This is a genomic window from Rhodococcus yananensis (assembly GCF_020515525.1).
Classification (GTDB): Bacteria; Actinomycetota; Actinomycetes; order Mycobacteriales; family Mycobacteriaceae; genus Rhodococcus; species Rhodococcus yananensis.
Window position 1 is genome coordinate 1 of record NZ_JAIYEP010000020.1, and the last position, 10,821, is coordinate 10,821.

Consider the following 10,821-nt stretch of genomic DNA (forward strand, 5'->3'; position numbering starts at 1 on the left):
GTAGCAGTTGCTCCAGGGCAGGCCGTAGTCCATGCGGCGGTCGGTGAACGGGCGGACGTCCCAGCCGTCGAAGACGTTCCAGGTGGGGTAGGGCATGCGATGGGTGTAGTCGAGTTGCGGCCTGGACGCCGTACTCCAGTTGGTCCGTTGGATGCGAAGTGATTGGTATCCGTGGCGGTCCTTGCGCATCCATCCGGTGTCGGTCGGTCGGGCCGTGTTCATGTAGTCGTTGCAGATGTGGATTTCGGTGGCGGGGTGTCCGTTGTAGGTGACGGTGCGGGCTTCGAGGATGTGGTGGTCGGCTGTTCCGGTGCGGGGGGTGGGGGAGGTGAACCGGTCTATGGTGACTTTGTCGTAGCCGGGATAGGTGGTGGAGATGTCGGCGGTGCGCCGGTAGCTCCATTCGCTTTCGGCGTAGGCGCGGGCGACGTGGATGTCGGGTGCGTCGAGGTCGATGTCCGGTGGTGCGTACCAGCGGTGGGACATGATCTCGGCGTCGGCGGCGAGTGTCGCCAATGGGTCGGTGGTATCGGCAGGGTCGGAGTCGGTGTGTGCCGGTCTCGACGTACAGGCCACCATCACCAACGTGCACGACACCAGCAGGACAGCGAACTGTACGGCTTGCGAACGTCGCTTCGTGCGGACAGGTCTCCCCTTCATCGCGGGCCGGTTTCTCGTGGGGCGTCCCGAACCGCCGGCACTATCTGGCCGTAGCCGTCGAGGTAGTAATTCCGGTAGTCACTGAGATCGACATCGAAGGTCCGAAGCGCGTTGTCGGAGGCGCTGGTGATTTCCGCTGTCGATACGTCACTGCCCGGATACTGCACCACGCCAGCACTATCGACCATTCCTAGTTCGTCCAGCCCCTCCAACGCTCGACTGTCCTGCGGTAGTCCGTGCTGAGCGACAGCGCTCTCCAGGAGAAAATACGAGTTCAGTGCGCTGTAGTCGCTGAACTCCCCGGTGAACGGTGAGCTCTCCACATCGTCGAAGGTCGGGACGAACGCGCTCTGAAGTGAGTTGCTGTTGACATCCATCAGCAACCCGACTGTCGCGCTCAATCGCGGATCGAGGGCGACCAGATTGCGGATCACCGTGTAGTTGGTCGAGTAGGTATCGGCTCTCCGCTGCTGCGCGAAGTCTTCACGTGCTTTGTTGTCGTCGAACATCTCATCGGCAACGTTGTAGATCCCCTTGTCCACCAGGGCTTGCAGACGCCCTGCCATCTGCGCGGGTGTGTGGGAGATGGTCGACGGATCGGCGTATTCGGCGGCGAACGCTCGAGTGAAGGTAGTGGCCGCGTTGCCGAAGGTTGCGCTCGACTCGGGGTCGGTGGCCATCAGCGTGAAGACACGCTGCGCATGATGGAACCTGTCGGTCTCCTCCAGATCACCCCGTGCCCATGCGCCGGAATTGTCTTCCTGGATAAGTTCGGGAACGTACCCGTACAGCCCGTTGGCGAATCCGCGCACCAGATGCGGGTTGACTTCCCCGACGTTCGACGTGTTCTCTCCGTGCACATCCATCGACCGGTCATAGTTCTCTTCGTGTGAAAGATACTGCGCGAGAGCAAGTGCCGATGTCTCTGCGCGGTCGATGCGTGCGGTGTCGCCTTCATTGCGGGCCGTGCTCATCTCGTCGGTCATCCAGTTGGCAAGTTTGCCGACCGATTCGCCGCCGTCGTCCCAGGTGTGTGTGAACAGCGGCGCGAGGAGGTCGTCGCGCTGTGTCTCGGGGTGTCCGTCGCCGTCCAGGTCGCCGGTGAGAATTCGCATGCTCACGTCACGGTTGTTGGTGGCGAGATCGAGCATCGATTCGGCGGGTCGGGTTTCGGTGAACGGGGTTCCGTAGCTGGGCTTCGGTTGGAGAGCTTCGGTCTCCTCGGCCGAGGTGATCTGGAATACCGCGGTTTCGACGAGATTGACGCCGAGCTCCGCCCCGGGTACGGCGCCGCCGCTGCCCGCGAAGTCCCAGAAGTCGGCAGCGCGGAGGGCCGTGGCGTGGTAGCCGGCGAAGTCCGTGTTGTTCAGGGCATCGCGGTGCGCCTGCGCTGCCCTGCCCGGTTGCGACTCCAACTCGGCTCGCACACCCGCGGGAAGCGAGTCCAGATACTCGGGCAGCGTCGGTGGAACCCGATGGCCGGGGGCCCTCAGCTCGGCGAGGTCTCGAACGTTCTGCGGGAGGCGATCCCAGCCGCCGTGCACACCATTGACGTCGCTGACGTTCTCGTTGGACAGAAACATCAGGCCGTTCGCCAGGTTGTCGCGTGCGCGAAGGGAGTCCGGACTTCCGTCGTTCGCGAGCTGTTGCTCGAGTTCCAGAATTCCGTCGATACCGGCCGTCGCGTAGAAGGTTTCGAAGTAGGTGAATACTTCTGCCGGCAAGCCGGTGACGGTGTTTCCCTTCGCCAACTCTGTAAACATGCTCGGATCGATCCCGGTGGCAGCAAGATTGGCCCTGAATCGGCCGAGATCCTCGCGTGTGATCGTGCCGTCGGAGAGCCTGGACCAATCGTTCGCGGCATCGTCGGGTGTGAAGGTTGCCGCCTTGGGGGTGACATCGATCAGATCGGAGACACAGGACTGTATCCGTCGGGCATTCTCGGAATCGACACTACCGATCGTACTCAGTGCCTCCGCGATCATGCTCCAATGAGCGGCAGCGTCGGGTGCTCCATCGGCGACACCGGGGAAGTCCACGCCTTCCGCCACACCGTCGTCGCTGACCACGAAACCGGCTTCTTCCGCGTCGGTGATCTTGTTGCGCGCAGCCTGGAACGCGAAGTCCAGCGCGTCGTCGACCAGGTCGAGCGTCGATGCGATGTTCCCGATCTCTTCGACGACCTTCTTGGCCGCGCGGTCTTCGTTGTCGAGATGGTCTTCGGCAGCGTTGGCGGCAATGCCGCGCCACGCAGGCCACAGTTCCTTCGCAGTCGCACGGATTCGGTCGCGAGCGCCGGAAAGCTGTGATTCGACATTCGAGGTGGCGTCGGCCGGACCTTGGAGACCGTTCGGGACCCACTCGCGAACGTCCGTGACGGTCGGGATCACGGCCGTACCGCCTTGTTCAGTTCGTCCCGAAGATACTCGTCGGCCCTCGTGTAGTCCTCGCAGGCGCGGTCCAAAGTGTCGTGCAGTGCCCACGCTCGGTCGGCCAGCAGCAACAGTGCTCGTCGCGTTGCCTCCTCGGCTGAACCGAGCGCAACGGCGATGTCCGATTTCTTCAGGTATGTGTGTGCGTCGTCGACGCGTATCCCGGTCGTGTCGATCGCGCTGACCTCGGTGGCGTGCGCGTCGAAACGGTCGGACACTGTCCGGATCTGCGGAAGGTCCGCTTCGAGCGTGTCCGGCATCCCCATCTGTTTCCCCCTTGGTCGGACGTCGTGTCCGATGTGCGCAAGACTATAGCGAAGGCCGTGAGCCTCCCCGCAACCCCTGCGTCGCTGGTCACCACCGTCGTCACGATAGCGAGCAGCGAAAACAGTAGCGGTAAAAGGTAGTTGGGTCGCTGTGGGGCAACGGAGACAGGCGAAGGAGAGAGTCGATGAGCAACACGCGCCCGCACACCGTGACCGCGGATTGGTTGTACGAGCAGCTCGGTGACGAGGACCTGGTGATCGTCGATACCACCGTGCACCTGACGATGCCCCCCGAAGGTTCGGTGCACATCGACCCCGGCCTCGACACCTACCTCGAGGCGCACATCCCCGACGCCGTGTACGCGGACCTGTTCACCGACTTCTCCGACCACCGCGCGCCCATGCCGTTCACGGCAGCGTCGTCGGAGAGGTTCGCCGCGGCGGCCGGCGCGGTCGGGATCGGGCAGGGCCGGCGTGTCGTGCTGTACGACCAGGGAAACGGCATGTGGGCGGCCCGCCTGTGGTGGCAGTTGAGGCTCGACGGGTTCGACGACGTCGCCGTGCTCGACGGCGGATTGTCGGTGTGGCGTGCCGACGGTTATCCGGTCGCGGAGGGACAGGTCGTTCCGCACGCCGCGATGTTCGTGCCACGTCGGCGGCCGGAGATGCTGTGTTCCGCCGAGTCGATCGCCGCTGCCCTCGACGATCCCCGCATTCTGATCATCGATGCTCGCGATCCCGCCACCGGTCGCGGCGACAATCCGTCGTATCCGCGGCGCGGCCACATTCCCGGCAGCGTCACCATCGCGTACGGCGATCTCGTCGATCTCGAGACGGGAAGGCTCCGGCCCACCGACGAATTGCGTGCGGTGTTCGAGGAAGCGGGGGCGCTGGATCCGGAGGTGTCGCCGGTGACATACAGCGGCGGCGGGATCGCCGCGACCGGTGTCGCACACGCGCTGGCGGTGGTGGGGCGCACCGATGTCGCCGTGTACTGCGGGTCGCTCGACGAGTGGGCGGGCGCCGACTCGTTGCCGTCGGTCGAGGGCCCGGAGCCACGCTGAGGTCGACGGTGGTTTCGGGCGGGCCCACCGGGCCGGACTCGACCGACGGGTGCGGGGAGTGGTGTGTCCGATCGCACCCGACCGGATCCGTTCACCGCGTGGTTGCCGAACCGACACCGGGCGGGTTTAACTTCTCGGATGGGTGTCCGGATCGGGGAAGGTCGATGTATGAGGCTGCGTAGGTTCGCGAGTGCACTGACGATGGCGACGGCGGTGACGATGTCGGCGCCACTTGCGTATGCACAGCCGGCGGCGGACGTCGCACCGGTTGTCGAACCGTTCTCGGTGCAGGAACTCCTCGGTCCGTACCCGTCCGACCTGCCTGCCCGTGAGAACTTCATCTCGGTGCTGGACGGATTCACCGCGATCCGCGATACCCGACCGGACCTGATTCGACGAAACCTCGACCTCACCGTCGAGATCAACAATGGTGCGTCGGCGGTGGAACAGCAGCGCGCGCTGTTCGACAGCAACCACGAGCGTCTGCTGTCGTTGTCGGAGGGGCTCGGTGCGGGACTCGGCGACGCATTCCGTGTAGCCCTCCGCGACGGCAGGTTGCCGAAGACGCAGGCACTTCTCGGTGGAGAGGTGGGACGTGCCGTCGGTGTCACCAATCTGTCGTTGCTGGAGAAGTCACATTGGGACAACCCGCGTCCGTTCGAGGTGGCTCCGGAGCGTATCCACTACTACTTCGGGGACGGCGTCAGCGGAGCTGCCGATCCGTACGTGGAGGTCGGGGGCACGAGTTCGTATCCGTCGGGGCACACGTCGAGTTCGTACCTGAACGGAATTCTGTTGGCGGGCATGCTTCCTGAACTGGCGCCGCAGATCCTGACCCGTGCGTCGGAGGTGGGCAACAGTCGGATCGTCCTCGGAGTGCACTTTCCCCTCGACGTGATGGGTGGTCGGATCATGGGGCAGGCCGCGGCCGCGGATCGGCTGAACGACCCGCGGTTCGCCCGGCTGGTCGACGAGGCCCGCACCGAACTCCGCGGGCAGCTGGAGTGGTCGGTCGGGATGCCGTTGGACGAGTACATCGCCACCGACACCCCGTACCGGGAGCTCGACACCGCGCTGGCCGAGTTCCGCGACCGGATGACGTATGGATTCGACCCTCTCGAGCCGGGCATGGTCAACGATGTCCCGGCGGAGGCGGCGGTGCTGCTGCGCGGTATCGCGCCGGCGCTGAGCGACGACGAGCGCCTGGATATTCTGCGGCAGACTGCGATTCCCGCCGGATACCCTCTCGACCAGGTGGGTGTGGACGGCGGCTGGCTGCGCATCGACCTCGCCGCGGCGACCGCGGCGGCCGCGACTGCCGCAGGAACCGCCTGAGACACACCCCGACCCGTGCGCACTTCTGGTGGCTCCCGCTACCAGAAGTGCGCACGGGTGGGGGCTCTCCTCGACGATGTCGACGAGGACCAACTCGTCGCAGTCGCGCGCCGCTACATCGTGCCGATGCTGGATCCGCCGTGTTCGGAGTGAGTGCCGTTCGCGACAATGGTCGGTATGGAGAGCAGATCGCTGCCGGTGTACGGTGCCGGGGAGGTGGACGTTCCGTTCGTCATCGCGGGGACGGGTGAGCGGATCCTCCGCGACACCCGTTGGGAGGAGCACTCGCATCCCACGCACGAACTGCTGTGGCACGAGCGCGGGGCCTCCAGCGCGACCATCGGTTCACGGACGTGGACGATCACCCCGTCGATCGGATTGTGGATTCCGGCGGGCCGATTGCACTGGGGCGTGATGCCTGCTGGAACCTGGTACAGAGCAGCGCATTTCGGTGTCGACGCAGTGACGCCGCTGGGGGAGGGGCCGGTCGCGGTCGTCATGACACCGCTTCTCCGTCTGCTGCTGGATCGGCTGACCGAACCGGAACTGTCGGCCGAATCGCGGTCACTGACCGAACAGATGGTGCTCGACGTGCTCGCCCCCGCAGACCACGAACTGTTGGTGCAGGTGCCGTCGTCGCCGCTGGTGAGGCCGATCGTCGACGCGATCGTCGGGGATCCCGGCGATCCGCGCACCCTGGCCGACTGGGCTGCGGCGCTGGGGGTGAGTACCCGCACGATCACGCGGACGTTCCGGGCGGAGACGGGACTGAGCCTGGGGCGGTGGATCGCGGCGGTGCGCGCGCAGCATGCGGTGATGCTGCTCGGTCGCGGCGCGGACGTCGACGACGTCGCCGAGCGGGTCGGCTACCGGTCGGCGAGTGCGTTCGGGGTGGCGTTCCGTCGCGTCACCGGGACGACGCCGGGGAGTTTCCGCGCGGGGTGATCGATGTCCCGATCGCAACAGCGAGTGTCCTGAACGAGCGATTGCGTCGCGCTTTCCCGCCCGTTACGGTTTAGGCAAACCTCACCTAAAGGGCGCATTTCCGTGCGCGCCGACGAGGTCCCCCGTACGAGAGCGAGTTCTGTCACCATGCGTTCGAAGCGCCTTCTGACGATGGCCGCGGCCACGGTCGCGGTCGCCCTGGGGCTGTCTGCCTGCAGTTCCGACACGTCCGAGACGACCGACACGTCGGCCGCCGACGCCGGCTCGTCCGGCTACCCGGTCACCATCGAGCACGCGTTCGGCACCGTGACCCTCGACGCGAAACCCGAGCGTGTCGCCACGGTCAACTGGGCCAACCACGAGGTGCCGCTGGCGCTCGGAGTGGTACCGGTGGGCATGGCCGCCGCGAACTTCGGTGACGACGACGACAACGGTATGCTCCCGTGGGTCGAGGAACGCCTCGACGAACTCGGTGCCGAACCGCCCGTGCTGTTCGACGAGACCGACGGCATCGACTTCGAGGCGGTGTCCGACACGGATCCCGATGTGATTCTCGCCGCGTATTCCGGTTTGACGCAGGAAGATTACGACACGCTCAGCCAGATCGCTCCCGTTGTCGCCTACCCGGAGGCACCGTGGGCGACGTCGTGGCGCGACATGATCGAGCTCAACAGCGCCGGCATCGGCATGGCCGCCGAAGGCCGGGAACTCATCGCCACCCTCGAAGGGGAGATCGCCGACGAGGTGGCGAAATATCCTGGGCTCGAGGGTAAATCGACGATGTTCCTCACCCATGTCGACACCTCCGACCTGAGCCAGGTCAGCTTCTACACCGCCGACGACACCCGCGCCGCGTTCTTCGAGGACCTCGGTCTGAGCACCCCGAAGAGCGTTGCCGAGGCCTCCACCGGCGACGAGTTCTCGCAGAAGGTCAGCGCCGAACAGGTCGACGTGTTCGACGACGTGCAGATCATCGTCACCTACGGCGACCAGGCGCTCGTCGACGCACTGCAGGCCGATCCGCTGCTGTCGCAGATGCCGGCCGTGCAGAACGGGTCCATCGTGTTCCTCGACGGCTCCGGCCCGCTCGGCACCGCCGCCAACCCGACACCGCTCGCGATCTCGTGGGTGCTCGGCGACTACGTGAACCTGCTCGCCGAGGCCGCCGCCAAGACACCCCGGCCGTGACCGAGACGGCCCTCGCACCGGACGCACGCGACCCGCGGCGTCCGGTGCTCGTCCGGTCCCTGTGGCCGATCGTCGCGCTCGCGGTGCTGCTGGCGGTGACCGTCGCGTCGATCACCATCGGTTCCCGGGACGTGGAGTGGAACGACATCGTCGCCGCGCTCGGCGGCGCCACCGACAACATTGCGCAGGGCGCCGTCGCCAAACGCATCCCCCGCACGGTGCTCGCCCTCGTGGTCGGCGCCGGACTCGGATTGGCCGGTGCCGTCATGCAGGGCGTGACCCGCAACCCGCTCGCCGACCCCGGCATCCTCGGAGTGAACATGGGTGCGTCCCTCGCCGTGGTGTGCGGCATGACCTGGTTCGGATTGTGGACACAGACCGCCATGATCTGGGTGGCGATCGGCGGTGCCGCCGCGGCAGCGGTGTTCGTCTACATCGTCGGTTCCCTCGGACGCGGCGGACCCACACCACTGAAACTCGCGTTGGCCGGCACCGCGACTTCCGCCGCGCTCGTCTCGTTCATCACCGCGATCACGCTTCCGCGCAACGACATCGCCGCGAACATCCGATCGTGGCAGATCGGCGGTGTCGGCGGAGCCACCTTCGACACCATGACGCAGGCCGTGCCGTTCCTCGTCGTCGGATTCGTGCTGTGCCTGCTGTCGGCCCGCAGCCTCAACTCCCTCGCGCTCGGCGACGACGTCGCCGCCGGACTCGGCGAACGTGTCGCTCTCGCCCGCGGCGTGTCGTCCCTGGGTGCGGTCCTGCTGTGCGGTGTGGCCACCGCGCTGGCCGGCCCCATCGGGTTCGTCGGACTCGTCGTCCCGCACCTGTGCCGGCTGGTCGTGGGCATCGACCACCGGTGGCTGCTGCCGCTGTCCGCGGTCACCGGCGCCGCGCTGCTGACCGCCGCCGACGTCCTCGGACGCATCGTCGCGCGGCCCGGCGAGATCGACGTCGGCATCATCACCGCGCTGGTCGGCGCGCCCTTCTTCGTGTACATCGTCCGACGGCAGAAACTTCGCGAACTGTGACCGCACTCCTCGACACACCGACCCTCGACACCGACGTCGTCGCCCGCAACCGCATCCGACGCGGTCGCCGGCGTCGCATCGTCATCGCCGTCCTGACGCTCCTGGTCGTCGCCGCGTTCGCGGCGAGCCTGGTGTTCGGGAAGACGAACTACCCGCCGTCCGATGTACTGCGCGTCATCCTCGGGCACGACGTGCCCGGCGCGTCCTTCACGGTCGGAAGACTGCGGCTGCCGCGCGCGGTACTCGCCGTCGTGGCGGGCATCTGCTTCGGCCTCGGCGGTATCACCTTCCAGACGATGCTGCGCAATCCACTCGCCAGCCCCGACATCATCGGAATCAGTTCGGGGGCGAGCGCCGCGGCGGCCTTCGCGATCATCGTGCTGTCGCTCGGGGGCACGCAGGTGTCGGTGTTCGCGATCGTCGTCGGACTCGGTGTCGCACTGCTCATCTACGCGCTGTCGTTCCGCAGCGGCGTCGCCGGCACCCGGCTGATCCTCATCGGTATCGGGATCGCCGCGATGCTCGACAGCGTCACCGCGTATCTGCTCAGTACTGCCGGTGCGTGGGACATGCAGGAGGCGATGCGTTGGCTGACCGGCAGCCTCAACGGCGTCGGCTGGTCGGCGACCCTGCCGGTGGTGGTGGCGCTGGTCGTGCTCGGACCGGTGCTGCTCCTGCAGAACCGCAACCTCGCGATGCTCCAACTCGGCGACGACGCCGCTCAGGCACTCGGGGTGCGGGTGGAGCGCACCCGCATCATCGCGATCGTCGCGGCCGTCGGGTTGATCGCGTTCGCGACGGCGGCGGCCGGACCGATCGCGTTCGTCGCGTTCCTGTCCGGTCCGATCGCCGCGCGCATCGTCGGGCAGGGTGTGTCGCTGGTGATCCCCGCCGCGCTCGTCGGATCATTGCTGGTGCTGGTCGCGGACTTCTGCGGGCAGTACCTGTTCGACACCCGCTACCCGGTGGGGGTGGTCACCGGCGCGCTCGGTGCCCCGTTCCTGGTGTATCTGATCATCCGTTCCAACCGTGCCGGAGGTTCCCTGTGACCGACGCTCATACCCTCGTCGTCGAGAATCTCGAGCTCGGCTACGGCAACCGGACCGTTGTCGACGGACTCGACCTCGCGGTGCCACCGGGCCGGATCACCTGCATCGTGGGTGCGAACGCGTGCGGTAAATCGACCCTGCTGCGGTCGATGTCGCGGTTGCTCGCTCCGCGTCGCGGGCATGTGCTGCTCGACGGCAAGGACGTCCACAGGCTTCCCGCGAAGCAGTTGGCCCGCACTCTGGGGTTGCTGCCGCAGACACCGATCGCACCCGACGGCATCGTTGTCGCCGATCTTGTGGGCAGGGGACGGCATCCGCACCAGCGGGTGCTGTCGCGGTGGAGCCGGGACGACGACGCCGCTGTCGCCGATGCGCTCGCCGCGACCGCCACCACCGAATTGGCGGAGCGGTCGGTGGACGAGTTGTCGGGTGGGCAGCGACAGCGGGTGTGGATCGCGATGGCGTTGGCGCAACAGACCGAGGTGTTGCTGCTGGACGAACCCACCACCTACCTGGACATCAACCATCAGGTGGAGGTGTTGGATCTGCTCACCGATCTGAATCGGTCGCGGGGCACCACGATCGTGATGGTGTTGCACGACCTGAACCTCGCCGCGCGGTACGCCGATCATCTGGTGGCGATCGCCGGTGGGCGTATCCACGCGGTCGGGGATCCTGCGGAGGTGCTGACCACGGAGACGGTGCAGGCGGTGTTCGGGCTGACCAGCCGGGTGATCGACGATCCGGTGTCGGGTCGGCCTCTGGTGCTGCCGGTGGGGCGGTATCACGTGGACGACGTGACCGTCTGACCCCGACCCGTGCGCACTTCTGGTAGCTCCCGCTACCAG

At 66.6% G+C, this 10,821-nt stretch carries 10 protein-coding genes and 1 pseudogene; 8 read left to right on the forward strand and 3 right to left on the reverse strand.

Annotation, left to right across the window (positions count from 1 at the left end):
• From LDQ05_RS07210 to LDQ05_RS07220, 3 genes and pseudogenes are all read right to left on the reverse strand, one after another.
• Positions 1-516: pseudogene (locus tag LDQ05_RS07210) on the reverse strand (hypothetical protein); the annotation flags it as partial.
• 140 nt (positions 517-656) lie between these two features.
• Complete coding sequence (locus LDQ05_RS07215) at positions 657-3,050, reverse strand: TPR repeat domain-containing protein (protein ID WP_226436216.1); 2,394 nt, start codon at positions 3,048-3,050, stop codon at positions 657-659.
• On the reverse strand, positions 3,047-3,358 hold the full coding sequence (locus tag LDQ05_RS07220; RefSeq protein ID WP_226436217.1) for a hypothetical protein: 312 nt from the start codon (positions 3,356-3,358) through the stop codon (positions 3,047-3,049). Before LDQ05_RS07220 ends, LDQ05_RS07215 begins: the two co-directional genes overlap by 4 nt.
• A 185-nt stretch (positions 3,359-3,543) precedes the next feature.
• Here LDQ05_RS07220 and LDQ05_RS07225 point away from each other — a divergent pair, with 185 nt between their 5' ends.
• The 8 genes from LDQ05_RS07225 (at position 3,544) to LDQ05_RS07260 (ending at position 10,782) form a co-directional block, all read left to right on the forward strand.
• Positions 3,544-4,422: a sulfurtransferase gene (locus LDQ05_RS07225; RefSeq protein WP_226436218.1), complete on the forward strand. Its 879-nt coding sequence runs from the start codon at positions 3,544-3,546 to the stop codon at positions 4,420-4,422.
• A 168-nt stretch (positions 4,423-4,590) separates the two neighbouring features.
• Positions 4,591-5,757, forward strand: a complete 1,167-nt coding sequence (locus LDQ05_RS07230; protein ID WP_226436219.1) for an acid phosphatase — start codon at positions 4,591-4,593, stop codon at positions 5,755-5,757.
• 15 nt (positions 5,758-5,772) lie between these two features.
• Positions 5,773-5,910, forward strand: a complete 138-nt coding sequence (locus LDQ05_RS07235) for a hypothetical protein (protein WP_226436220.1) — start codon at positions 5,773-5,775, stop codon at positions 5,908-5,910.
• A 24-nt stretch (positions 5,911-5,934) separates the two neighbouring features.
• The gene (locus LDQ05_RS07240; protein ID WP_226436221.1) at positions 5,935-6,702 is read left to right on the forward strand and encodes a helix-turn-helix transcriptional regulator; all 768 of its coding nucleotides are present in this window, start codon (positions 5,935-5,937) and stop codon (positions 6,700-6,702) included.
• 147 nt (positions 6,703-6,849) lie between these two features.
• The gene (locus LDQ05_RS07245) at positions 6,850-7,890 is read left to right on the forward strand and encodes an iron-siderophore ABC transporter substrate-binding protein (protein ID WP_226436222.1); all 1,041 of its coding nucleotides are present in this window, start codon (positions 6,850-6,852) and stop codon (positions 7,888-7,890) included.
• A 44-nt stretch (positions 7,891-7,934) separates the two neighbouring features.
• Entirely contained in the window at positions 7,935-8,924 is a 990-nt protein-coding gene (locus LDQ05_RS07250; RefSeq protein WP_226436224.1) for a FecCD family ABC transporter permease, read from the forward strand.
• Positions 8,921-9,973 carry a FecCD family ABC transporter permease gene (locus tag LDQ05_RS07255; RefSeq protein WP_372461048.1) on the forward strand — a complete coding sequence of 351 codons (1,053 nt, stop codon included), beginning with the start codon at positions 8,921-8,923 and terminating at the stop codon, positions 9,971-9,973. The genes LDQ05_RS07250 and LDQ05_RS07255 overlap by 4 nt, the downstream gene beginning before the upstream one ends.
• A complete protein-coding gene (locus tag LDQ05_RS07260; protein ID WP_226436223.1) occupies positions 9,970-10,782 on the forward strand; it encodes an ABC transporter ATP-binding protein in 813 nt (270 codons plus the stop codon). Before LDQ05_RS07255 ends, LDQ05_RS07260 begins: the two co-directional genes overlap by 4 nt.
• Positions 10,783-10,821: the final 39 nt, after the last annotated feature.